Annotated in this window: 26 protein-coding genes; 14 read left to right on the forward strand and 12 right to left on the reverse strand. The window is 68.1% G+C overall.

Annotation, left to right across the window (positions count from 1 at the left end; genetic code table 11):
* Window positions 1-4 precede the first annotated feature (4 nt).
* The 3 genes from gcvH to gcvPB all read left to right on the forward strand — a co-directional run bounded on the left by gcvH (window position 5) and on the right by gcvPB (window position 3,527).
* Complete coding sequence (gcvH, locus tag AC07U0_RS17480; protein ID WP_494721255.1) at window positions 5-370, forward strand: glycine cleavage system protein GcvH; 366 nt, start codon at window positions 5-7, stop codon at window positions 368-370.
* A 236-nt stretch (window positions 371-606) separates the two neighbouring features.
* Window positions 607-1,953: an aminomethyl-transferring glycine dehydrogenase subunit GcvPA gene (gene gcvPA / locus AC07U0_RS17485; protein WP_494721256.1), complete on the forward strand. Its 1,347-nt coding sequence runs from the start codon at window positions 607-609 to the stop codon at window positions 1,951-1,953.
* 2 nt (window positions 1,954-1,955) lie between these two features.
* Entirely contained in the window at window positions 1,956-3,527 is a 1,572-nt protein-coding gene (gene gcvPB, locus AC07U0_RS17490) for an aminomethyl-transferring glycine dehydrogenase subunit GcvPB (protein ID WP_494721257.1), read from the forward strand.
* Between the two features lie 16 nt (window positions 3,528-3,543).
* Here gcvPB and AC07U0_RS17495 read toward each other — a convergent pair whose 3' ends face one another.
* Window positions 3,544-4,125, reverse strand: a complete 582-nt coding sequence (locus AC07U0_RS17495) for a TetR/AcrR family transcriptional regulator (RefSeq protein WP_494721258.1) — start codon at window positions 4,123-4,125, stop codon at window positions 3,544-3,546.
* A gap of 93 nt (window positions 4,126-4,218) precedes the next feature.
* On the opposite strand from AC07U0_RS17495, the gene AC07U0_RS17500 reads away from it, so the two are divergent.
* From AC07U0_RS17500 to AC07U0_RS17510, 3 genes are all read left to right on the forward strand, one after another.
* Entirely contained in the window at window positions 4,219-5,151 is a 933-nt protein-coding gene (locus AC07U0_RS17500; RefSeq protein WP_494721259.1) for an SDR family oxidoreductase, read from the forward strand.
* A gap of 198 nt (window positions 5,152-5,349) precedes the next feature.
* Window positions 5,350-5,754, forward strand: a complete 405-nt coding sequence (locus tag AC07U0_RS17505) for a hypothetical protein (protein WP_494721260.1) — start codon at window positions 5,350-5,352, stop codon at window positions 5,752-5,754.
* 156 nt (window positions 5,755-5,910) lie between these two features.
* A complete protein-coding gene (locus AC07U0_RS17510; protein WP_494721261.1) occupies window positions 5,911-6,387 on the forward strand; it encodes a DUF6789 family protein in 477 nt (158 codons plus the stop codon).
* Window positions 6,388-6,448: 61 nt separating this feature from the next.
* Here the strand turns inward: AC07U0_RS17510 and AC07U0_RS17515 are convergent, their stop codons facing one another.
* From AC07U0_RS17515 to AC07U0_RS17535, 5 genes are all read right to left on the reverse strand, one after another.
* Complete coding sequence (locus tag AC07U0_RS17515; protein ID WP_494721262.1) at window positions 6,449-6,964, reverse strand: F0F1 ATP synthase subunit B; 516 nt, start codon at window positions 6,962-6,964, stop codon at window positions 6,449-6,451.
* 1 nt (window position 6,965) lies between these two features.
* A complete protein-coding gene (locus tag AC07U0_RS17520; RefSeq protein WP_494721263.1) occupies window positions 6,966-7,568 on the reverse strand; it encodes a F0F1 ATP synthase subunit B family protein in 603 nt (200 codons plus the stop codon).
* 77 nt (window positions 7,569-7,645) lie between these two features.
* Entirely contained in the window at window positions 7,646-7,870 is a 225-nt protein-coding gene (locus tag AC07U0_RS17525) for a F0F1 ATP synthase subunit C (protein ID WP_477015670.1), read from the reverse strand.
* A 52-nt stretch (window positions 7,871-7,922) separates the two neighbouring features.
* A complete protein-coding gene (locus AC07U0_RS17530; RefSeq protein ID WP_494721264.1) occupies window positions 7,923-8,696 on the reverse strand; it encodes a F0F1 ATP synthase subunit A in 774 nt (257 codons plus the stop codon).
* Window positions 8,697-8,703: 7 nt separating this feature from the next.
* On the reverse strand, window positions 8,704-9,063 hold the full coding sequence (locus tag AC07U0_RS17535) for an AtpZ/AtpI family protein (protein ID WP_494721265.1): 360 nt from the start codon (window positions 9,061-9,063) through the stop codon (window positions 8,704-8,706).
* Between the two features lie 247 nt (window positions 9,064-9,310).
* On the opposite strand from AC07U0_RS17535, the gene AC07U0_RS17540 reads away from it, so the two are divergent.
* On the forward strand, window positions 9,311-11,215 hold the full coding sequence (locus AC07U0_RS17540) for an ABCB family ABC transporter ATP-binding protein/permease (RefSeq protein WP_494721266.1): 1,905 nt from the start codon (window positions 9,311-9,313) through the stop codon (window positions 11,213-11,215).
* Here AC07U0_RS17540 and AC07U0_RS17545 read toward each other — a convergent pair whose 3' ends face one another.
* The 4 genes from AC07U0_RS17545 to AC07U0_RS17560 form a co-directional block, all read right to left on the reverse strand.
* Entirely contained in the window at window positions 11,216-11,731 is a 516-nt protein-coding gene (locus tag AC07U0_RS17545; RefSeq protein WP_494721267.1) for a chemotaxis protein CheE, read from the reverse strand. It lies immediately after the preceding gene.
* Window positions 11,731-12,318 carry a response regulator gene (locus AC07U0_RS17550; RefSeq protein ID WP_494721268.1) on the reverse strand — a complete coding sequence of 196 codons (588 nt, stop codon included), beginning with the start codon at window positions 12,316-12,318 and terminating at the stop codon, window positions 11,731-11,733. The genes AC07U0_RS17545 and AC07U0_RS17550 overlap by 1 nt, the downstream gene beginning before the upstream one ends.
* A gap of 97 nt (window positions 12,319-12,415) precedes the next feature.
* Window positions 12,416-13,366 (reverse strand): acetyl-CoA carboxylase carboxyltransferase subunit alpha, encoded by a 951-nt coding sequence (locus AC07U0_RS17555; protein WP_494721269.1) that lies wholly within the window; start codon window positions 13,364-13,366, stop codon window positions 12,416-12,418.
* Between the two features lie 133 nt (window positions 13,367-13,499).
* Window positions 13,500-14,414, reverse strand: coding sequence for a site-specific tyrosine recombinase XerD (locus AC07U0_RS17560; protein WP_494721270.1), 915 nt, complete (start codon window positions 14,412-14,414; stop codon window positions 13,500-13,502).
* A 71-nt stretch (window positions 14,415-14,485) separates the two neighbouring features.
* Here AC07U0_RS17560 and AC07U0_RS17565 point away from each other — a divergent pair, with 71 nt between their 5' ends.
* From AC07U0_RS17565 to AC07U0_RS17575, 3 genes are read left to right on the forward strand one after another with little or no spacing between them, the layout of a single operon-like run.
* A complete protein-coding gene (locus AC07U0_RS17565; RefSeq protein ID WP_494721271.1) occupies window positions 14,486-15,073 on the forward strand; it encodes a shikimate kinase in 588 nt (195 codons plus the stop codon).
* Window positions 15,070-16,188 (forward strand): 3-dehydroquinate synthase, encoded by a 1,119-nt coding sequence (gene aroB, locus AC07U0_RS17570; RefSeq protein WP_494721272.1) that lies wholly within the window; start codon window positions 15,070-15,072, stop codon window positions 16,186-16,188. The genes AC07U0_RS17565 and aroB overlap by 4 nt, the downstream gene beginning before the upstream one ends.
* Window positions 16,185-16,772, forward strand: coding sequence for a GNAT family N-acetyltransferase (locus AC07U0_RS17575; protein WP_494721273.1), 588 nt, complete (start codon window positions 16,185-16,187; stop codon window positions 16,770-16,772). The genes aroB and AC07U0_RS17575 overlap by 4 nt, the downstream gene beginning before the upstream one ends.
* On the opposite strand, the gene AC07U0_RS17580 is transcribed toward AC07U0_RS17575, so the two are convergent.
* Window positions 16,769-17,194: an MliC family protein gene (locus AC07U0_RS17580; RefSeq protein ID WP_494721274.1), complete on the reverse strand. Its 426-nt coding sequence runs from the start codon at window positions 17,192-17,194 to the stop codon at window positions 16,769-16,771. The two genes, AC07U0_RS17575 and AC07U0_RS17580, sit on opposite strands and share 4 nt — an antisense overlap.
* Window positions 17,195-17,238: 44 nt before the next feature.
* The gene (gene tadA / locus AC07U0_RS17585; protein WP_494721275.1) at window positions 17,239-17,688 is read right to left on the reverse strand and encodes a tRNA adenosine(34) deaminase TadA; all 450 of its coding nucleotides are present in this window, start codon (window positions 17,686-17,688) and stop codon (window positions 17,239-17,241) included.
* Window positions 17,689-17,700: 12 nt separating this feature from the next.
* On the opposite strand from tadA, the gene AC07U0_RS17590 reads away from it, so the two are divergent.
* From AC07U0_RS17590 to AC07U0_RS17605, 4 genes are all read left to right on the forward strand, one after another.
* Entirely contained in the window at window positions 17,701-19,260 is a 1,560-nt protein-coding gene (locus AC07U0_RS17590; protein ID WP_494721276.1) for a pseudouridine synthase, read from the forward strand.
* A gap of 64 nt (window positions 19,261-19,324) precedes the next feature.
* Complete coding sequence (locus AC07U0_RS17595) at window positions 19,325-19,960, forward strand: TMEM175 family protein (protein ID WP_494721277.1); 636 nt, start codon at window positions 19,325-19,327, stop codon at window positions 19,958-19,960.
* On the forward strand, window positions 19,957-20,520 hold the full coding sequence (gene rsmD, locus AC07U0_RS17600) for a 16S rRNA (guanine(966)-N(2))-methyltransferase RsmD (protein ID WP_494721278.1): 564 nt from the start codon (window positions 19,957-19,959) through the stop codon (window positions 20,518-20,520). The genes AC07U0_RS17595 and rsmD overlap by 4 nt, the downstream gene beginning before the upstream one ends.
* 61 nt (window positions 20,521-20,581) lie before the next feature.
* Complete coding sequence (locus AC07U0_RS17605; protein ID WP_494721279.1) at window positions 20,582-21,370, forward strand: MerR family transcriptional regulator; 789 nt, start codon at window positions 20,582-20,584, stop codon at window positions 21,368-21,370.
* Window positions 21,371-21,568: the final 198 nt, after the last annotated feature.

Below are 21,568 nucleotides of genomic sequence, written 5' to 3' on the forward strand. Positions count from 1 at the left end.
CACCATGAAATTCACCAAGGATCACGAGTGGGTCAGCGTCGACGGCGACATCGCCACCGTCGGCATCTCCAAACACGCCGCCGACGCCCTGGGCGACGTGGTGTTCGTTGAAGTGCCGGAAGTCGGCAAGACCGTCACCAAGGGCGACAGCTTCGCCGTGGTCGAGAGCGTCAAGGCCGCGTCCGACGTCTACGCCCCCGTCTCGGGCGAGGTGGTCGAGGCCAATGACGCCCTGGGCAACGCTCCGGAGACCGTCAACTCGGCCCCGGAAGCCGATGGCTGGTTCGCCAAGATCAGGATCGCGGACGCCTCGCAGCTCGACGCCCTGCTCGATCAGGCGGCGTACGACGAATATCTGACCACGCTCTAGAATTTGTCATCCCGGCCAAGCGAAGCGCCGAGCCGGGACCTGACGCGCTTTTGAGTTTTCAGCCCCGGAGAGCACCGCTCATCCGGGGCCATGCCAAAGACCTTCCTGTGTCCCGGCTCAGCCTTCGGACTGACCGGGACCGCCCAAGATGACCCATCCCGTCCCGGCTCTCCGCTCCGCTCCGGCCGGGATGACAAACGCCCCGCTCCCTCCGGGATGACAAGGTAACCCGAGCCATGCGCTACCTCCCCCTGACCGCCGACGACCGTGAGGCGATGCTCGCCGCCATCGGCGTCAAATCGATCGACGACCTGTTCGTGGATGTGCCCGAGGCCGCGAGGCGCGAGGGCTTTGTCGACCTGCCGCGCGTGGCGGGCGAGCTGGAGGTCGAGCGGGCCCTGTCGAAAATGGCCGGACGCAACGTCGCGGCCGGTTCGGCGCCCTTCTTCTGCGGCGCGGGCGCCTACAAGCACCACGTCCCGGCGACGGTGGATCACATCATCCAGCGCTCGGAGTTCCTGACCTCCTACACGCCGTACCAGCCGGAAATCGCGCAGGGGACGCTGCAGTACCTCTATGAGTTCCAGACCCAGGTCGCGAACCTGACGGGCATGCCGGTCGCCAACGCCTCTCTCTATGACGGCTCGACCGCCATGGCCGAGGGCGTGCTGATGGCCACGCGCGTCACCCGCCGGAACAAGGCGGTCATCTCGGGCGGGGTGCACCCCCACTATGTCCGCGCGACCGAGACTGTGGTCCACGCCGTCGGCGTCGAGACCGAGGCCCTGGCCGCCGCCGTTGACGCCGAAGCCGCCGTCATCGACGCCATCGACAAGGACACCGCCTGCGTCGTCGTCCAGACCCCTAACGTGTTCGGCACGGCGACGGACGTGACCAAGATCGCCGAAGCCGCCCACGCCGCCGGCGCCCTGCTGATCGTCGTGGTCACCGAGGCCGTGTCGATGGGCCTGCTCAAATCGCCCGGCGAGATGGGGGCCGACATCGTCGCCGCCGAAGGCCAGTCGATCGGCAACGCCCTGAACTTCGGCGGACCCTACGTCGGCCTCTTCGCCGCGCGTGAGAAGCTGATCCGCCAGATGCCCGGCCGCCTGACCGGCGAGACCGTGGACGCCGACGGCGAGCGTGGCTTCGTCCTGACCCTGTCGACGCGCGAGCAGCACATCCGCCGCGACAAGGCGACGTCGAATATCTGCACCAATTCCGGCCTCTGCACCCTGGCCTTCACCATCCACATGAGCCTGCTGGGCGAGACGGGGCTGCGCAAACTGGCCCTGCTGAACCACGAGAAGGCCGTGGCGACGCGCGATGCGCTGGCCGCCATTCCGGGCGTCGAGATCCTGACGCCGCGCTTCTTCAACGAGTTCGCGGTGCGTCTGCCGAAGAACGCCGCCGAGGTCGTCCAGACCCTGGCCGATCACCACCTGCTGGCCGGCGTGCCCTACAGCCGTCTGGCGCCCGACGCCGGCATGGACGACGTCCTGCTGGTCGCCGCCACCGAGACGACGCTCGACGTCGATATCCAGCTTCTCGCCAAGTCGCTGACCAAGGTCCTGGGAGCCTGATCATGAGCACGATGAACACCGTCGGCCGCCCGACCGCCCCGAACGCCGTGACCTCGAAGCCCGCGACCCTGACCGGCGCGCGCGGCCTGCTGCAGGACGAGCACCTGATCTTCGAAGGCGAAGGCTGGGGAAAGACCGGCGTCGACCTGCCGGAACCCGCCACGGACGGCGGCGATCTGGGCGACCTGATCCGCCGCGACCCGATCGGCCTGCCGGGCCTGTCGGAGCCGGAGGCCATGCGCCACTATGTGCGCCTGAGCCAGAAGAACCACGCCATCGACCTGGCCATCTATCCGCTGGGTTCGTGCACGATGAAGCACAACCCGCGCCTGAACGAGAAGATGGCGCGCCTGCCGGGCTTCTCGGACATCCACCCGCTGCAGCCGCAATCGACGGTGCAGGGCGCGCTGGAGCTGATGGACACCCTGGCCCACTGGCTGAAGACCCTGACCGGCATGCCTGCGGTCGCGCTTTCTCCGAAGGCTGGGGCCCATGGCGAACTGTGCGGCCTGATGGCCATCCGCGCGGCTCACGAGGCCTCGGGTCAGCATCTGAAGCGCCGCAAGGTGCTGGTGCCGACCTCGGCCCACGGCACCAACCCGGCCACCGCCGCCTTCGTCGGCTATTCGGTCGTGGAAGTGGCCCAGACCGACGACGGCCGCGTGGACGTCGCCGACCTGGCTTCCAAGCTGGGTGACGACGTCGCCGCCATCATGGTGACCAATCCCAACACCTGCGGCCTGTTCGAGCGCGACATCCTCGAGATCAGCCGCCTGACGCACGAGGCTGGGGCCTACTTCTACTGCGACGGCGCCAACTTCAACGCCATCGTCGGCCGGGTTCGCCCGGGCGACCTCGGCGTCGACGCCATGCACATCAACCTGCACAAGACCTTCTCCACGCCCCACGGCGGCGGCGGTCCGGGCGCGGGTCCGGTGGTGCTGTCGGAAGCTCTGGCGCCCTTCGCGCCCGCCCCCTGGGTCGTGCACGGCGATGACGGCTATGAACTGATCGAGCGGGAGGAGGGCGACGCCGCCCAGGCCTTCGGCCGCCTGTGCGCCTTCCAGGGGCAGATGGGCATGTATGTCCGCGCCCTCAGCTACATGATGAGCCACGGCTCGGACGGCCTGCGTCAGGTCGCCGAGGACGCCGTCCTGAACGCCAACTACATCAAGGCCCGCCTGTCGGACCTGATGAGCCCGGCCTTCCCCGACGGCCCGTGCATGCACGAAGCCCTGTTCGACGACGAATGGCTGAAGGGCACGGACATCACCACGCTCGACTTCGCCAAGGCGATGATCGACGAGGGCTTCCACCCGATGACCATGTATTTCCCGCTGGTCGTCCACGGGGCCATGCTGATCGAGCCGACCGAGACGGAGTCGAAGCAGGAACTGGACCGCTTCATCCACGCCATGCGTCTGCTGGCGGAAGCGGCCAAGGCCGGCGACGTCGACCGCTTCAAGGGCGCGCCGTTCCACGCTCCGCTCAAGCGCCTGGACGAAACCCGCGCCGCCCGCTCGCCGGTGCTGCGCTGGTCCGCCCCCGCCGGGACCAACATCGCGGCGGAGTAACCGCGACGGGTGGCGGCTAGCCCGCCACCCGCCTCAGGGCCGCGAAGGCCGAGCGGCCGAAGGGTTCCGGGCCGTCGTCCTCGCCGGACAGCCAGGCCTCTGTGGCCAGTTTCATGATGCCGATGGCGGCCGACGCGGTGACGCGGCAGGCCACGTCGCTTTCGGGCAGGCCCTTGCGGTCGCTGAGCGCCTTCGACAGCGCCCGCTCCATCTTCTCGTACTTGGCCTGGTCGCCGGCGCAGAGGGCAGGGGTGTCGTGGATCAACCGCGCCAGGGCCTTGGCCTCGGGCGTCTGGTGGCGTTCGGCCAGGTCCACGAGCGCGTTCTCGACCATGTCCAGCAGGGGCTCGTCGGCCGGGCGGCGACCGATGGCCTCGGCGACGATGTCGGGAAAGTCGGCCTTGGCGGCAAAGACGATCTCTTCCTTGGAACCGAAATAGTGGAACAGGCTGCGGCGTGACACGCCTGCGGCCTCGGCGATCTCATCCAGCGTCGTGGCCTCGAAGCCCTTGGCCAGAAACAATTTCATGGCCTCGGACTGGATCCGGGCATGGGTCTCCGCGCGCTTGCGTTCGCGCAGGCCAGCTGGGGGTGTCAATTTGTCTTCTTGCACGTCTTGCATATTTGCATTGGATGCAGATATTGCAACCAAGGCCTCTCCGGCGACTTCACTGACGACAAGGATAGCGACATGGCGACCTGGACCACAAAGGATATTCCCGATCAGTCGGGCAAGCTGGCCGTCGTCACGGGCGCGACCGGGGGTCTGGGGCTGGAGACAGCGCTGGATCTGGCCGGCGCCGGGGCAGAGGTCATTCTGGTCGGGCGCAATCCGGCAAAGGGGAGGGACGCGCTCAACCTGATCCGGGGGCGGTATCGCGACGCCGTCCTGCGCTTCGAACAGGTCGACCTGGCCGATCTTGGCTCGGTGAAGGCCTTTGCCGACCGGATGCTGGCCGAGGGCCGGCCGATCGACATCCTGATCAATAACGCCGGGGTCATGGCCCTGCCGAAGCGTCAGACGACAGCAGATGGCTTCGAGATGCAGTTCGGGACCAACTACCTGTCCCACTTCGCCCTGACGGCGCGTCTCTTGCCTCTGCTGACGGCCCAGCCGATCGGCCAAAGAGCGCGGGTGGTGCAGCTGGCGAGCATGGCGCACCGGGGCGGGCGCATTCGCCTGGACGATCTGAACTATGAGCATGGCTATCGGCCCTGGCCCGTCTATCAGCAGTCCAAGCTGGCCATGCTGATGTTCGCGATCGAACTGGATCGCCGCAGCGCCGCCAACGGCTGGGGCCTGACCAGCGTCGCGGCCCACCCGGGGTTCGCCCGCACCGACCTGATCGCCAATGGACCGGCGCTGGAGGGCGGGCTTCTGTTCCGGCTGGGGACCAGCCTGCTCACCCCGTTCGCCAGCCATTCCGCGGCGGCCGGCGCCCTGCCGACCTTGATGGCCGCCACGATGCCGGGCGTCACAGGCGGCCAGTATTTCGGGCCGCAGGGATGGCAGGAGATGAAGGGCCCGCCGGGACCCGGCAAGATCGAGCCCCAGGCCCTGGATGCCGGGGTCGCGGCGAAGCTCTGGGCCGCATCGGAGCAGCTGACCGGCGTGACCTTCTGATCACGGGCTGAGCACGACCGGGGCAGGGCGGCCGAGGCTTACAAAACCTTCACCGTTCAGCCTCGGTTCAGCCACCGAAGCAGATTGTAAACACCGTTGTGGCAAGGTCGTCACGGTCGAGGCTTCTTGGCCAGATCGTGGACCCGGAGAACACCGGGGACGTTGTCAGAACAGACTGCCTTCCTATCTGGACCTCCCGTGACCCTCGCCTTCGCCCCTTCCGGATTTTCGTCTCGCTCCCGCGATCCGTTGCGCGCCCTCAAGCGCTCGGCGCTGATGATCGCCGGGGTGCTGGTGGTCATCCTGGGCCTGCTGATCGGGCCGCTGCCGGGCCCTGGCGGCATTCCGGTCGTCACCCTGGGTCTGGTGCTGATCCTGCGCGGCTCGTGGAAGGCCAAGCGGCTGTTCATCCGCGCCCAGTACGCCAGGCCGAAATGGGTCTATCCGTTCCGCCGCCTGATGCGGAAGCGTCCGGAGTTCGCCCCGGTGTTCTGGCAACAGGCGCTGCGGGCCGAGAAGCTGGTGCTGCGCCGCGCCAACCGGCCGCTCAAGGGCTGGCGCAAACGCCTGCGCCGCACCCCGCGCAAACCCGTTTTCGCCTGATCTGACCGCCCCCGAAAACGACGCTTTTCGCGCTTGCGTTGTCGCAGGCGCGAAGCACGCGTTTGTGAATGTGGCCGAATAGCGTCCTGACAGGACAGGCGTAGACTCCTCCCTGCGTTATCGGAACGGAAAAAGGCGTTGGGAGGCGCTGTCGTTATGATGTCACGCGTTAAAAAGGGACTGGTCGCCGGCTTCGCGGCCACACTGGTCGTCTTCGCACTGGAGGCGGTCAATCAGTTCGCGGGGCCGTGGTTCACCCCGTCGTTTCCGGCCATCGTGGCCAATATGATCGGCATGGACGGCAATGTCGCCGTCGGCTGGATCGCCCACTTCCTGATGGGGACCGTCGTCCTCGGGCCGCTGTTCGGCATTCTTTGCCCCCGGCTGCCCACCGACACCCAGGCCACCAAGGGCATCGCCTTTTCGGTGGGCGCCTTCGTCATCATGATGACGGGCGTCTTCCTCTTCGGGGGACCGGGCATCTTCGCGGGTGACGCCGGCTTCGGCGTCGTGGCCTGGCTGCTGATCACCAATGTGGTGTTCGGGATCGTGCTGGGGCTCGTTTACGGCGAGCTGGTCACGCGCGAGAAGAAGGCGGCCAAGCTGATGGCCGGCGGCATCCCCGCTCACTGAGTACGAAAAAGGCCCCGCCGTCGCCGGCGGGGCCTGATGTCGTTGCCGTAAGCGTCGGCCTCTAGTTGAGGCGGGCGCCGATCTGGGCGATGGCGGCGTCGAGCAGGGGATCGCTCTTCTGACCCGAAACGCGGGCGGTCAGGATCTGTTCGGCGGCGCGCGCGGCCAGGTCGGCGGCGGCAGCTTTCACTTCTGCGGACGCCTGGGCCTCGGCCTGGGCGATGCGGCGCTCGGCCAGGGCCTGACGGCGGGCGAGGGTTTCTTCCAGCTTGGCCTTGGCCTCGGTCTCCATGACGCGGGCGTCGGCCTCGGCGGCGCGGAGCATTTCGGCGGCCTGGGCTTCAGCCTCGGCCTTTTCGGCGCGGATCTGCTTGAGCAGGGCTTCGGCTTCCGAACGCAGGCGGGCGGCCTCGTCCAGTTCGGACTGGATCTTGGCGGCCTTGGCGTCCAGCTGGGCGGCGATCATCTTCGGCGCGCCGACGAAGATCACGATGCCGATGAAGATCAGCAGGCCGATGGCGACCCAAAGTTCGGGCTCGGCGAAGTTGTAGAAATGCGGCTCGAGGAATGCGGGCATCTTATGCGGCTCCCTTGACGGCGGCGGTCGCCTCGGCGGCCGTGGGGGCCTTGCCGGTCAGGCGCTCGACGATGGCCGAGGCGGTGTCGGTCGCGATCGAAGCGACATTGGTCATGGCGGCGTCGCGGGTCTTGCCGATGGCGGTCTCGGCCTCGGCGATGCGGGCGCTGACCACGGCCTCTTCCTCGGCGGCGCGCTTGTTGGCTTCGTCGGTGACGCGGGCCTTGGCGGCGGCGGCGGTGGCGCGGGCCTGGGCGCGGGCTTCGGCGACTTCAGCCTTGGCCTGCTCGGCCTGGCCGGCGGCCTCGGCCTGGACCTGCCGCGCGGTGGCGACGGCGGTGGAAATGGTGTCGGCGCGTTCGTCCAGGACCTTGCGCATACGCGGCGCGAAGACCTTGGCGATCAGCCAGTAGAGAATGGCGAACAGGAAGACCAGATAGACGATCTGGCCGAACCAGTGCTGGAACTCGAACTGCGGCAGGCCGCCCGAGCTTTCCTCATGCGCGACCTCGGTCGTGGCATGGGTGGTGTTCACAGTACCGACCTGGGCCGAGTGCTCGGCGTTCGGGGCGGTGGGAACGACTTCGTGGGTTTCAGCGGCCATCAGGTGTCCGGTATCAAATCAGGCGAAGAGGCGCGGCGACCGATCGCTCGGGCGCCGCGCCGTCTCGAAGGCGGGTATCAGGCCGAGTAGAGCAGGATGCCCAGAACGAACGACAGGATGCCCAGGGCTTCGGCCAGAGCCGCGCCCACGAACAGGTTGCCGATTTGCGAGCCGGCGGCCGACGGGTTGCGCAGGGCGCCCGTCAGGAAGCTGCCGAAGATGTTGCCGACGCCGATGCCGGCGCCGATCATGCCGGTCATTGCGAGGCCTGCGCCGATGAGCTTGGCGGCTTCTGCGTCCATGGTCTTTATCCTAGTCTGAGGTGGGTTGGTTGGAACGAACTGGGGGTGGGCTTTAGTGCCCGTGGCCCAGGTTGACCACATCGTTGAGGTAGATGCAGGTCAGAACGGCGAAAACGAAGGCCTGAAGGAAGGCCACCAGGAACTCGAGGGCGGTCAGGCCGACCGTCATGCCCAGCGAGAGCAGGGCGATCGGGATGCCGAGCCAGCCGACGACGCCGGTGACGCCCACGACCACGAAGCCGGCGAACACCTTCAGGGCGACGTGGCCGCCCATCATGTTGCCGAACAGACGAAGGGTCAGGGTGACCGGGCGCAGCAGGAACGACACGAACTCGATGATCACGATGACGGGCAGGATCACGATCGGCACGCCCGACGGCACGAACAGCTTGAAGAAGCCGAGGCCGTGCTTGGCGAAGCCGATGGCCAGCACCAGCAGGATGGTGATCACGCCGAAGGTGGCGGTCACGGCGATCTGCGAGGTCGCGGTGAAGGTCAGGAACAGGCCGATGAAGTTCATGGCCAGGATGAAGGTGAAGACCGTGAAGACGAACGGGAAGAGCTTGCGGCCCTCGTGACCGATGATGGAATCGACGATGCCGTCGATCATGCCGAACATCGTCTCGCCGACGGCCTGCATCCGGCCCGGAACGACCGTGGCCTTCGCGGTGAACAGCTGCAGGAACAGGACCACCAGGCCGAAGGCGATGGTCATCGCCAGGTGCGAGTTGGTGAACGCGATGTGCTGCGTGCCCACGACAGGCAGGGTCACATCCCCGAAATCGATCAGGGGTTCGATCTTAAACTGGTGAAGCGGATCAGCCATGGGCCCCTTAGTCTTCTTCGTCTTCGTCGAACGGAACCGACTTCGGCTCCACTCCACTTGCCTTGGCCTGGGCCATCAGGCGTTGCGCCGTCAGCCAGGCCATCCATACCGAAACGGCGAAGCCCAGAAGGACGCCACCGATCAACCCTGCGGGACCGATATGGAAATACCAGTCCACGATCGCGCCCAGAGCCAGGCCCACGAACACCCCGCCGAACAGGTCGGCGATGATGCGCCACGCCTGTCCCGCCGCCGCCTGACCCGCCGCTTCATGCGACATGGGAGGGGCGGTCCGCGCCTCCAGAGAGGATGCGCTGTCGTTGAGGCGTTTGATCGCCTCTTCGCGCGATTCCGTAGGCAGGGACATGGGTTGTGTTTGCTCAGCGTCCCGGCAAGCCCGGACGGGGTCTGAATTCGGCGCGGAACCTATAGGCGAGGGGGGCTTTGGTCAAGGCGTGTTACAGCTGCTCTAAGTCTCTGATCAGGCGAGGGATTTTTTATCCCCATGGCGGTGTGACGAAGCGTCGCCGCGGGGGAAGGGGTTCGCCGCCGGGGATGGTTCGGTCGTCGCCCTTTCTTCCGGGTCCGGCGCCATCCATATGCAGGCGATGACGATGAGAGGCAGTGAGCGCGGCGGGCGCGGGGGACGCAACAAGGGTCCGGAGGCCCGGGCCGGCGCGCCGACCGACAAACCCGAGGACCCCAACACCTTCGCTGCCCTGGCCGATCTGACGCGGCTGGTGGGACGGTCGGGCGCGCCGCAGCTGCGCCTGCGCCTGTTCGGGGCGATTCTCCTGACCCTGGCGGGCAAGGGCCTGGGCGTGCTGGCGCCGCTGGTTCTGGGCGCCGCAGTCAATCATCTGTCGCGCGGGCAGGGGGCGGGTGTCTCCGTCGGCCTGGGCTTTGCAGCCTTCGCCGTGGGCTGGGCTGTGGTGCGCTTCCTCTCGGCCGCGACACCCCAGATTTCCGACGTGGTCTTCGCGCCCGTGCGGGCGGCGGCCCAGCGGCGCACGGCGGCCGAGACCTTTGCCCACGCGCTCAACCTGTCGCTGGACTTCCACCAGACCAAACGGTCGGGCTCCCTGTCGCGGACCATGGACAGGGGCGCACGGGCCGTGGACTTCCTGCTGCGGATTCTGGCCTTCAACCTGGTCCCGACCGTGGTGGAGCTGGCGCTGGCGGCGGCGGTTCTGGGCGGCAAGTACGACTGGCGATTCGCGGCCGTCGCCGTGGTGGTGGTGGTGATCTACACCGGCCTGACCTTCGGCGTGTCCAACTGGCGGATCGAGCACCGGCGGGTGATGAACGCCGCCGATTCGGAAGCGGCGGGTTTGGCCGTCGACGCCCTGCTCAACTACGAGACCGTAAAGTCGTTCGGGGCCGAGGCCCGCGCCGCCGAGGGCTACGACCGGGCGCTGGGGGCCTATAATGTCGCGGCGCTGAAGGCGAACTCCTCATTGGCCCTGCTGAACGGCGTCCAGGCGCTGATCATGAATGTCGGCCTCGGCGTCATGGCCGTGCTGGCCGGGTTCGAGGCCGCGGCGGGACGGATGGGGCCGGGCGATGTCACCGCGGCCGTCCTGATCATGATCTCCCTCTACGCCCCGCTGAACATCCTCGGCTTCGCCTATCGCGAAATCCGTCAGTCCTTCATCGACATGGAGGAGATGCTCAAGATCACGCGCCAGACGCCACAGGTGGCCGACGCCTCTGGCGCGCCCGACCTGCCGAGTGCGGAGGATGCGCGGGGCGGCTCCATCGCTTTCGAGAGCGTCTCCTTCCGTCACGACGCCCGCGCCAACGGGCTGGAGGACGTGGACTTCGTCGCCGCGCCCGGCACCACCACGGCGCTGGTGGGGCCGTCGGGTTCGGGCAAGTCGACCATCGTCAAACTGGCGCTGAGATTGCTGGACCCGCAGTCCGGCCGTGTACTGATCGATGGCCGCGACCTGCGCGACGTGACCCAGTCGTCACTGCGTCAGGCGGTCGCCCTGGTGCCGCAGGACGTGGCCCTGTTCAACGACAGCCTCAGGGTCAACATCGCCTTCGCCCGCCCCGATGCGGACGAGGCGGCGATCTGGGCGGCGGCCGAGGCGGCGGAACTGGCGGACTTCATCCGCAACCTGCCCGACGGCATGGAGACCAGGGTCGGCGAGCGCGGCCTGAAGCTGTCGGGCGGCGAGCGTCAGAGGGTCGGCATCGCCCGCGCCTTGCTGGCCGATCCCTGCATCCTGATCCTCGACGAGGCGACCAGCGCGCTGGACAGCCGCACGGAGGCCGCGATCCAGAAGACGCTGAGGAAGGCCCAGGCTGGCCGCACGACGCTTGTGGTCGCCCACCGGCTGTCGACCATCGCCGACGCCGACCAGATCCTGGTGCTCAAGGCCGGGCGGATCGTCGAACGCGGCGCCCACCACGAACTGGTGGCGCGGGTCGGCGGGGAATATGCGGCGCTGTGGAAGAAGCAGACGCGGGGCGCGCGGGCGGCCCGGGCCGAGGCCCTGCAACCGGGCGAGTGATCAGGCCGGATCGGCCTCGACCTCATCGCTGTCCTCGCCCGAAGTGGCGGGGATTTTCTTGGCCATGACCTGTTTCAGGCTGTCCAGCACCTGGGCGCGCTCCGCCACGGCTTCGAGCGGCAGGCTCAGGATCAGTTGCATCGACTGGGCGTGGACGGTGACGATGCGCCAGTCGAACGGACGGTTTTCGGGCGCCGCGTCGATCAGGTCGCACAGGCCGCCGGCGACCGTGCACAGGTCGATCAGTTCGAACGGTCCGGCCGCGTCGATGACGGCGCTGGCGATCTCATAGGCGTTGTCCATCGCGGCGCGGGCGGCGTTCGGAACCGCGCGATCAGGCTCGGGCAGGGCCGTGAGCATGGCGACGCGCTCGGCGACGATGGTCTGGCTTTGCGCCTGCAGGGTCTCGAGGTTGGCCCGCGCCTGGGCCAGGGCGACGCCGACGCTGATGCCGCCGGCCTGGTCGATCATGGCGGACAGCCGCGACTTCCGCTCTTTTCTGAGGACGACGACCATCAGATGGGATCCGCTTGTTCGATAGCCTCGGCCAGCGACCTGGCCTGCTTGTTATTGAGAGCGATCATGTCGGAGCGGCGCTCGTTGCGCTCGCGGGGGCGGGCCTCGCGCATCCGACGATCCGGCCCCTTGTATTCCCCGACCTCAAGGAAGGGCCGGGTGTCACGCGCGACCCAGATCAGCCGCTCCAGCAGGCTTGAGGGGCTGAAGGGCTTGGTGACCAGATAGTTGGCCCCGCAGTCGCGCACGTCGCCAACCTTGGACTTCCGGACGTGGGCCGCGGTCATGATGATCGGGGTATAGGCGTTGGGCTCCAGCCCGGAGTTGCGCACCCAGCGGACGAACTCATGGCCGTCCATGCCGGGCATTTCGCAGTCCACCAGGATCAGATCGACCTGATGGTCTTGCAGGATCTTGATGGCGTCGGCGGCGCTGAAGCAGGAATAGCGAACCTGGATGCCGAATCCGCGCAGGGCGAGAGTGGTCAGGTCGAGCCCGAAGGCCGAATCGTCCACCACCATGGTCACGGCATTGTTGAGGTTGAAAACCGCGCTTTCACGCAGGTTTTCGTTGAAGCCGTTGCTCATGATCGCTGCGCAGCTTGTTTCACTACCGCAAGGTGTCAGGCGGCGGTGGACAAGCGGTTAACGGAAGGTGTGGCCGAACCCTTATGTCGGCTTTCCGTCAGACGGCGCGGCCGATGGCGTAGAACCGGTCCGCCCGCTGTTTGCGCAGCTGATCGGGCGACAGGGGCGTCAGGGCCTTGAGCTCTTCCTCGACCACGTCGCCCACGGCCTTGACCGTTTCTTCGCGGTCCGCGTGTGCGCCGCCGACGGGTTCGTCAATCAGGCGGTCGACGATCTTCAGCGCCATCAGGTCGGGGCCGGTGATCTTCATGGCCATGGCGGCGTCCCTGGCCCGCGCGCCGTCGCGCCACAGGATGCCGGCCGCGCCTTCCGGCGAGATGACGGAATAGATGGAGTGCTCCAGCATCAGGACCCGGTTGGCGGCCGCCAGGGCGATGGCGCCGCCCGATCCGCCTTCGCCGGTCACCGTGGTGATGAAGGGCACGCCCAAGGTCAGGCCGCGCTCGGTCGAGCGGGCGATGGCCTCGGCCTGGCCGCGCTCTTCGGCGCCGAGGCCCGGATAGGCGCCGGCGGTGTCGACGAACGACAGGACGGGCAGGCCGAACCGGTCGGCCAGATCCATCAGGCGCACAGCCTTGCGATAGCCCTCGGGGCGGGCCATGCCGAAATTGTGGGTCAGGCGGGTGGCGGTGTCGTGGCCCTTCTCATGGCCCATGACGACAACAGCCTGGCCGCGGAAGCGGGCGAGACCGCCCAGAATGGCCTGGTCGTCGCCGAACTGGCGATCGCCGCGCAGCTCGACATAGTCGGTGAACAGGCCGTCCAGATAGTCGACGAAGTGGGGACGCTCGGGGTGGCGGGCCACCTGGGTCTTCATCCACGGGTCGAGACCGGCATAGGTCTTCTTGCGCAGCTGCTCGGCCTTCTTGCGCAGGCCGGCGATCTCGGTCTCGAACGAACCGGAGGTCGAGGCCAGCAGCCCCAGCTCCTCGATCTTCTCCTCGAGTTCGGCGATGGGCTTTTCGAAATCGAGGTAGTGCGTGGCCATGTGGCGTCCGGATGGGCGAGCGGGGAAGGGCCGCCCTTGAGAAGCGGCGGAACCTAGAGCCGGTAACGCTTCGCGGCAAGCGGGGTTCAGTCAGGTTTGTTGACCCGGCGGCAGGATCAACTTCGACGCGTTGTCAGTCGTCCTTCGCCAACGGGTGGTGCTGGTTGACCACCTGGGTCAGGCGGTCCGTAGCGACGTGGGTGTAGATCTGCGTCGTGGCGATGTCGGCGTGGCCCAGCAGGGTCTGGACGACGCGCAGGTCGGCGCCGCCCTCCAGCAGGTGGGTGGCGAAGGCGTGGCGCAGAACGTGGGGGCTGACCCGGGCCGGGTCGATGCCGGCGTCGATCGCGGCCTGATCCAGTTGCTGGGCGAAGCGGCGCGGCGTCAGATGGCCCTCGGCGCCGGTCGAGGGGAAGAGCCACGGGCTGTCCGGGCCCTTCTTTGGCTTTTTCGCGTCGCGGACGTCCAGCCAGGCCTTCACCGCCTCGCGCGCGGCGCTGTTCAACGGAGCCAGCCGCTCCTTGCCGCCCTTGCCGCGCACGATCAGCCAGGCGGGGTCGCGCCGCACCGCCTCGACCTTGAGGGCCAGAAGTTCGGAGACCCGCACGCCCGAGGCATAGGCCAGTTCGACCAGCGCCAGCATCCGCGTCGCGCCCGCGCTGTCGTCCTTGCCCGCTGCGGCCAGCAGGGCCTCGATCTCCTCGCGCGACAGGGTCTTGGGCAAAGGACGGCCCTGTTTGGGCGCATCCAGCCGGCGCGACGGGTCGTCCTGACGCCAGCCTTCGCCGAGGGCGAATCTATAGAACTGCCGCACCGCCGAGCGTCGCCGGGCCGCGGTCGCCGCCGACAGGCCGCGCAGGGACAGGGAGGCGAACCAGGCCTCGATCTCCGTCTCGTCGGCCGCGATCAGCCCACCTTTCCCGACACCCGCTTCGGCGTCGGCCAGGTCGCGCGCATAGGCCGACAGGGTGTGGGGCGAGGCGTCGCGTTCGACCGCCATCATCTCCAGAAAGGCCTCGACCCGGGGCGAGGAGACGATCCCGCTCATGATTTTGCGCTCAAGCTTTGGCCCGGAAGGTCTGGCGACATGGAACGCATCGTGTAGAGGATCGAACGGTTATGGCTTCCCCGTCCCCTACGCCGAATCCCGATGCCCAAAAGCGTCATGACCGCACCATAGCCTTGGTCGGGCTTATGGGCGTGGGAAAATCCACCGTGGGGCGGCGTCTGGGCCAGCGTCTGGGCCTCCCCTTTGCCGACGGTGACGACGAGATCGAGGCGGCGGCCGGGATGACGGTCTCGGACATCTTCGCCAGGCTGGGTGAGGCCGAGTTCCGCGACGGCGAGGCCCGGGTCATGAAGCGGCTGCTGGAAGGCCCGCCCATGGTGCTGGCGACCGGCGGCGGGGCCATCCTGAACGCCGAGACCCGCGCCCTGCTGAAGCAGCACGCCATCACTGTCTGGCTGCGGGCCGACATCAAGATCATCGCCGCCCGGGTCCAGCGCCGCGATACCCGGCCCCTGCTGCGCGGCAAGGACGCCGCCGAGGCCCTGACCGCCATGGCCGAGGTCCGTTACCCCGTCTATGGCCAGGCTGACGTCACCGTCGATGTCGGCGGCGGCGCCCATGCCGAGGCCGTCGAGGCCATCGTGAAGGCGCTGGACGCCTGGCGCGCCGAGACCAGCGTGGGGCAGGGCGGACAATGACCGATTTCCCCGTGACGGTCGTTCCGGTCGGCGGCGGCGCCTTCGCCCCCTATGACGTGGTGGTCGGGCGCGGCCTGCTGGCCTCGGCGGGCCAGCGGATCGCCCCCCTGACGCGCGGCCGCACCGTGATTATCAGCGACGAGACGGTCGCGGCCCTGCACGGCCCGGCCCTGTCGGCCTCGCTGACCGCGGCGGGCGTGCGCAATGAGATCATTGCCGTGCCGGCGGGGGAGGGCTCCAAATCCTTCGCCGAGTTGGAACGGCTGATGGACCGGCTGCTGGAGACCGGGCTGGACCGCAAGGATGTGGTGGTGGCGTTGGGCGGAGGCGTGGTCGGCGACCTCGCCGGTCTGGCGGCGGCCCTGTATATGCGCGGCATCGACTTCGTTCAGGTCCCGACGACGCTTCTGGCCCAGGTCGACAGCTCCGTCGGCGGCAAGACGGCCATCGATACCCCGCGCGGCAAGAACCTGGTCGGCGCCTTCCACCAGCCCCGGCTGGTGCTGGCCGACATCGACGTTCTGGCCACCCTGCCGCCGGTGCAATTGCGCTCCGGCTGGGCCGAGGTGCTCAAGCACGGCCTGATCTGCGACGCGCCCTTCTTCGACTGGCTTTCCGGAGACGGGGCGGGGGGCGCGACCGGCGATCCGGCCGCCCTCGAACGCGCCGTGGTTCGATCCGTCGAGATCAAGAGCGGCATCGTCGGCGAGGACGAGAAGGAGGCTGGCCGTCGCGCCCTGCTCAATCTCGGCCACACGTTAGGTCATGCTGTCGAGGCCGAGCTCGGTTTCGAGGAGGCGGCCCTGGCGCATGGCGAGGCCGTGGCGCTCGGCTGTGTCCTGGCCTTCCAGTATTCCGCCCGGCTGGGCCTGTGCGACCCGGAGGAGGTCGAGACGGTCGACGCCGCCATCGCCGCCGCCGGTCTGCCGACGCGCCTGAAACAGGCGGGCGACTTCACCGCCGACGCCCTGATCGCCCGCATGGCCGGGGACAAGAAGGCCGAGGGCGGGCGGCTGACGCTGGTTCTGGCCCGCGGCATCGGCGACGCCTTCGTTGAGAAGACCGTCGATGCGGTCGACCTGAAGGCCTTCCTGATCGAACAGGGCGCGTCTTGAAGATCGAGGCCGTGGTTCTGGAGGACGCTTTCGTCCGGCTGGAGCCCCTGACCCCCGCTCTGACGGACGAGATGCGCGCGGCGCTGGATTGCGACGCCCCGTCCTGGGACATCATGGTCGGCGCCGCCTACGGTCCGCATTTCGAGGGCTGGTGGGCTTCGGCGATGGCCGCCATGGCCGCCGGCAGCCGCGTCGCATGGGCCGTGCGCCGCAAATCTGACGGCGTCCTCGTCGGCACGACCAGCCTCTATGAGATCCGGCCCGAGCACCGCCGGTGCGAGATCGGCTCGACCTTCTACCGGCCCGAGGCGCGGGGAGGGGCGGTCAATCCGGCCTGCAAACGGCTGTTGCTGGCCCATGCTTTCGGAGCGGGCGCAATCCGGGTCGAGATCATCACCGACGGCGTCAACGCCGCCAGCCAGGCCGCGATCCGCAAGCTGGGCGCGCGCGACGAAGGCATCCTGCGCAAGCACAAGATCACCTGGACGGGCCGTATCCGCGACACCGCCCAGTTCGCCATTCTGGATGAGGACTGGCCCGCGGTTCGCGAAGGCCTGGATGCGCGGCTGGCGAAGTTCGTCTAGTCGACCGCGCGGCAGTCGGTCGGCTGCAGGCCATCGGCGGTCCAGGTGGCCATGACGCCCTTGCCGCGCAGCTCATAGGCGCTGGCCCGATACCAGATGCCGTCGGCGGCGCGTTCCTGGAACAGGTCGACGGCCTCGCCATTGGAGTTGCGCACCGTGGCCATCTGGCGGGGATTGTCGAAGTCGACCGACAGCCGTTCGCCGTTGTTGCACAGATAGACGGTGCGGATGACGCGGTTCATGGCCCGGTCCTGAACCTCGGCGCCGGTGCGCTGGCGGGCGGTCTGGGCCTCGATGGCGCGCTGCTTGACCTCGTCGCCGCTGGTTGGAGCGTCATGAGGCTGCTTGCCGCAGGCGGCCAGGACGGTGAGGGCCGCCAGACCGCAAAAGATGATCGACTGCGGCAGGTCCGGTCTGGTCAAGGAATGAGCCCTCCAAGGCAACGCTTGGACGGCTAACGCCGGTTCTACGCTCGCGTTCCACCGCGCCGGGTACGGAAGAACCCTCTCAGCATTTCCCCGGCCTCCCCGGCGTAGGGGCCTGCTTCCGCCGCGGGGCGCCAGTGACAGGTCGGCTGGTCGAAGATTTTCGGGCCGTGGATGACCGCGCCGCCCTTCGGATCGTCCGCCGCCCAGACCACCCGGCCGATTCGAGCATGGCTGATGGCTCCGGCGCACATGGCGCAGGGCTCCAGCGTCACATAGAGGGTCAGGCCGGTGAGGCGATAATTTTGCAATGCGGCGCCCGCGCGCCTCAGCGCAACGATTTCGGCGTGGGCGGTGGGGTCATGGGCCGCTACGGGGCCGTTTTCGCCCGTGGAGACCACTTCCCCGGTCGATTCGTCGACGACGACGGCGCCCACGGGGACCTCGCCTGCGTCCGCCGCCGCTTGCGCAAGGTCCAATGCCATGCGCATGAACCGCTCATCATGGCCCGCCATACAGACGACAACGACAAGAAGCCCCGCCCCAGTCAAGAGCTGCGCGCGCACAAACCCGGCGACCGGCCGAAGAGCGGCGCTCCGCGCCCCGGCTCGGCGAGCGCGAAAGCCTTCACCTCGGAGAAGAAGGAAGCAGGCTCCGGCGGCAAGTCCTTCGGTGGCCGGGCCTATGCCCCGGACAAGGGCGCGCGCCCTGAAAAGCCGATCAAGGGCAAACGCTATTCGGCCGACGACAAGGGCGCAGCGGGCAAGGGCTTCGGCAAGGGCTCGGCTAAAGGCAAGGACGCCAAGGCGGCGCCCGAGGAGCCCAAGCGCACCGAACGGATCGCCAAGGCGATGGCCCGCGCCGGGATCGCCTCGCGTCGTGAGGTCGAGCGGCTGATCGGTCTGGGCAAGGTGGCGGTCAACGGCCGCATCCTCGACACGCCGGCGACCCTGGTCACCCGCGACGACGTCATCACCGTGGACGGCAAGCCGATCGCGGCGGTTCAGGCGACGCGCGTCTGGCGCTACAACAAGCCCGTCGGCCTGCTGACCTCGCACAATGACCCGGGCGGTCGCCCGACCGTATTTGACAGCCTGCCCGCCGGCCTGCCGCGCGTCATCTCGGTCGGCCGTCTGGACATCAACACCGAAGGCCTGCTTCTGCTGACCAACGACGGCGAACTCAGCCGGGCGCTGGAGCTGCCGACCACGGCCCTGGTGCGCCAGTACCGGGCCCGCGCCCGTGGTCGCATCACCCAGGCCACGCTCGACACCCTGAAGGACGGCGTCACCGTCGACGGCGTTCGCTACGGCCCGGTCGAGGCGACCATCGACAAGGCCAAGACCAATGAGGACGGCGGCCAGTCCGCCAACCTGTGGATCAGCGTCCAGATCTCCGAGGGCAAGAACCGCGAAGTCCGCAAGGTGCTCGAGTCGGTCGGCCTGACCGTCAACCGCCTGATCCGCCTGGCCTATGGCCCGTTCCAGCTCGGCACCCTGCCTTCGGGCGCGGTCGAGGAGGTCGGTCCCCGGGTCATCCGTGAACTGCTGGGTGAGCATATCCGCCCCGAGAACCTGCCCCAGGGCAACACCGTCCAGACCCCGGTCCCCGTGCCCGGCCGTCGCGGCGGCATGCCTGTGGTGACGGGCAAGTCCGGCTCGGCCCTGTCCGATCCATCGCGCAAGCCCAGCCGCGTCCGCGCCGCCGAGACCGCGACCGCCCAGAGCATCGAACGCGCCAACCGCCCGGCCAAGAAGACCGGCTGGGCCAAGGCCGCGCCGCCCAGCCCGCGCGGACCCTCGACCAAGAAGGCCTGGGTTCCTCGCGAGGGCGCTGCGCCCGAGGGTGATCGTCCAAAACGCGTCTTCAAGCCGCGCGAGGACCAGATCATCGGTCCCAAGTCCTCGACCTGGGCCCGCGATGCCCGTGACGGGGGGCGTGACGGCGACAAGCCCAGGCGCGACTTCAAGCCGCGGGGCGAAGGCGGGGCCCGTCCTTCGGGCACGAGCGGCCGTCCGCCCGGAGCCTCTCGCCCGACCGGACCGCGCAAGCCGCGCGGCTGACGCCCATCGTTGACGACTGAAGGGCGGCGTTGGAACCTGTTCCCACGCCGCCGGGGGACTTCATATGACCGACCACACGCACGAGCTCGTTCACAAGGGCGATCCCGGTCTCGACCGGCTGCTGTTCTTCTCGGACGGCGTGTTCGCCATCGCGATCACCCTGCTGGCCATCGAGCTGCACGTGCCGCACGGCTGGGACGGCCATGCCGCGACCCTGTTCCGTGAAAGCTGGCAGATGCTGGCCGCCTTCGCCCTCAGCTTCGCGGTGGTGGGCATTTTCTGGAACGCGCACCGGCGGCTGTTCCTGGGCATGCAGCGGTTCACGGTCGGGGTTTTCGTGCTGAACCTGATCCTGCTGGCCGGCATCGCCCTGATGCCGTTCGCCTCGGTGCTGCTCTACTCACCGCCGGTGACCATCGAGACCTTCGGCCTCTATCTGGGACTGGTGTCGGCCATCGGCGTCGCGAACGGCCTGGCCCAGGGCTATGCCTATTTCGTCGCCGACGTGATCCGGCCGCGGCGTCCCTTCACCCTGCGGCTGGCGGCGACCCTGATGCAGACCTTCATGCCCGCAGCATGCTGCGGTCTGTCGCTGGCCTGGTTCGCCCGGGCGCCGCTTTGGATCACTGGCCCGCTGGCCCTGATCGTGGCCGGTCTGGTCGGTTTCCTGCTCTGGGCCCGGCGCCGCGCCGCCGCATGAGAATTGTCGCCGGATCGCTGAAGGGCCGGGCCATTGTCGCGCCGGAGGGGCAGAACACCCGCCCGACCTCCGACCGCGCCCGACAGGCCGTGTTCAACGTTCTCGAGCATGCTTCGTGGGCCGACAGCCTGCAGGGCGTTCGCGTCATCGACCTCTATGCCGGCTCGGGCGCCCTGGGCTTTGAGGCCATCTCGCGCGGCGCTGGCTTCTGCCTGTTCGTGGAGACCGACGACGGCGCGCGTGGCGCGATCCGCGACAATGTCGAGGCCTGGCACCTGTTCGGCTCGACCCGTGTCCTGCGCCGCAGCGCCACCGACCTCGGCCCGCGCCCCGGTCCGATCGCCGAGGCCTTCGACCTGGCCTTCCTCGATCCGCCCTACAGCAAGGGACTGGGCGAACAGACCCTGGCCGAACTGCTGAAGGGCGACTGGCTGAAACCCGGCGCGGTGGTGATTTTCGAACGCGGCTCCGGCGAGCCCGAGATCGAGACGCCCGGCTATGAACGTCTGGACGCCCGCGACTACGGCGCCGCCCGGGTGCTGTTCCTGCGCCGCGCTTGAGAGCCTTGGGCTGAAAAACGCGCTTGACCCTCACGCCGCGTGAGGCCCGATAGAGGCGTCCATGCGGAAAGACGCGCGCAACAGAACCTGGACCGTCAGCCAGCTGGCGCGGTTGTCCGGAACCTCGGTCCGGACGCTGCATCACTATGACGAGATCGGCCTGCTGAAGCCCGCGTCGGTCGGCGAGAACGGCTATCGCTACTACGGACGCGAGGAACTGCTGCGACTGCAGTCGATCCTGGTCCATCGGGAGTTCGGCATCGCCCTGGGTGATATCGGGGTCCTGCTGGACAGCGCCGGCTTCGACCGTCTGGAGGCGCTGCGCGCGCAACGGGGGCGGATCGAGGCGGAGGCGGAGCGCTATCGCCGACTGGCCCGGACGATCGACCGCACGATCGCCGAACTGGAAGGACGAGAGACCGTCATGGACAAACAACTCTACGAGGGCTTCAGCCCGGAAAAGCAGGCCGAATACGAGGCCTGGATCATCGACAAATACGGCGAGCAGGCGCGGCCCCGCATCGAGGCGGGCCGGGCGGTGGTCGAGGCCATGTCGCCGCAACAGCGTCAGGACTGGATGGCCGAGGTCGCCGAACTGGAGGCCGATCTGGGCAAGGCGATGGGGCAGGGGATGGCGGCGGATGATCCGGCCCTCGATCCCATCCTGTCGCGCCACCGCGCCTGGGTCGGGATCAGCTGGAAGACCCTGCCGACGCCGGAGGCCTATGCGGGCCTCGCCGACCTCTACACCGGCAATCCGGACTTCCGGGCCCGTTATGAGGCGATCCGGCCGGGCCTGACCGACTGGATGGCCGAAGCGATGAAGGCTTATGCGGCCCGAGCGGCCTGATCTGGGTCCGTTTCGGGGCGCTGGAGCCGATCTGGCGGCCCCGAAAGGGCATTCAGGGTGTCGATATGTGCGGTATTTTAATACCGTATTCAGAATATCGAATAAAATCAGCTATATAGAGCATATTCGCGCATTCAATGCGCATTGACGCCCGTGTTCCCTTCCTCTATCAGCGCGCCTTCCGTTCGTTCCGGCATC

This window comes from Brevundimonas sp. GW821-FHT02A10 (assembly GCF_059422025.1).

Coding starts and splice junctions, on each gene's coding strand:
- AC07U0_RS17545 (WP_494721267.1), bottom strand. CDS start 11,731: ATGGTCGTCGTCCTCAGAAAAGAGCGGAAGTCGCGGCTGTCCGCCATG.
- AC07U0_RS17535 (WP_494721265.1), bottom strand. CDS start 9,063: ATGTCCCTGCCTACGGAATCGCGCGAAGAGGCGATCAAACGCCTCAAC.
- rsmD (WP_494721278.1), top strand. CDS start 19,957: ATGAGAATTGTCGCCGGATCGCTGAAGGGCCGGGCCATTGTCGCGCCG.
- gcvPB (WP_494721257.1), top strand. CDS start 1,956: ATGAGCACGATGAACACCGTCGGCCGCCCGACCGCCCCGAACGCCGTG.
- AC07U0_RS17515 (WP_494721262.1), bottom strand. CDS start 6,964: ATGCCCGCATTCCTCGAGCCGCATTTCTACAACTTCGCCGAGCCCGAA.
- AC07U0_RS17555 (WP_494721269.1), bottom strand. CDS start 13,366: ATGGCCACGCACTACCTCGATTTCGAAAAGCCCATCGCCGAACTCGAG.
- gcvPA (WP_494721256.1), top strand. CDS start 607: ATGCGCTACCTCCCCCTGACCGCCGACGACCGTGAGGCGATGCTCGCC.
- AC07U0_RS17560 (WP_494721270.1), bottom strand. CDS start 14,414: ATGAGCGGGATCGTCTCCTCGCCCCGGGTCGAGGCCTTTCTGGAGATG.
- AC07U0_RS17540 (WP_494721266.1), top strand. CDS start 9,311: ATGAGAGGCAGTGAGCGCGGCGGGCGCGGGGGACGCAACAAGGGTCCG.
- AC07U0_RS17510 (WP_494721261.1), top strand. CDS start 5,911: ATGATGTCACGCGTTAAAAAGGGACTGGTCGCCGGCTTCGCGGCCACA.
- AC07U0_RS17565 (WP_494721271.1), top strand. CDS start 14,486: ATGGCTTCCCCGTCCCCTACGCCGAATCCCGATGCCCAAAAGCGTCAT.
- AC07U0_RS17525 (WP_477015670.1), bottom strand. CDS start 7,870: ATGGACGCAGAAGCCGCCAAGCTCATCGGCGCAGGCCTCGCAATGACC.
- aroB (WP_494721272.1), top strand. CDS start 15,070: ATGACCGATTTCCCCGTGACGGTCGTTCCGGTCGGCGGCGGCGCCTTC.
- tadA (WP_494721275.1), bottom strand. CDS start 17,688: ATGCGCATGGCATTGGACCTTGCGCAAGCGGCGGCGGACGCAGGCGAG.
- AC07U0_RS17550 (WP_494721268.1), bottom strand. CDS start 12,318: ATGAGCAACGGCTTCAACGAAAACCTGCGTGAAAGCGCGGTTTTCAAC.
- AC07U0_RS17590 (WP_494721276.1), top strand. CDS start 17,701: ATGGCCCGCCATACAGACGACAACGACAAGAAGCCCCGCCCCAGTCAA.
- gcvH (WP_494721255.1), top strand. CDS start 5: ATGAAATTCACCAAGGATCACGAGTGGGTCAGCGTCGACGGCGACATC.
- AC07U0_RS17530 (WP_494721264.1), bottom strand. CDS start 8,696: ATGGCTGATCCGCTTCACCAGTTTAAGATCGAACCCCTGATCGATTTC.
- AC07U0_RS17520 (WP_494721263.1), bottom strand. CDS start 7,568: ATGGCCGCTGAAACCCACGAAGTCGTTCCCACCGCCCCGAACGCCGAG.
- AC07U0_RS17605 (WP_494721279.1), top strand. CDS start 20,582: ATGCGGAAAGACGCGCGCAACAGAACCTGGACCGTCAGCCAGCTGGCG.
- AC07U0_RS17500 (WP_494721259.1), top strand. CDS start 4,219: ATGGCGACCTGGACCACAAAGGATATTCCCGATCAGTCGGGCAAGCTG.
- AC07U0_RS17595 (WP_494721277.1), top strand. CDS start 19,325: ATGACCGACCACACGCACGAGCTCGTTCACAAGGGCGATCCCGGTCTC.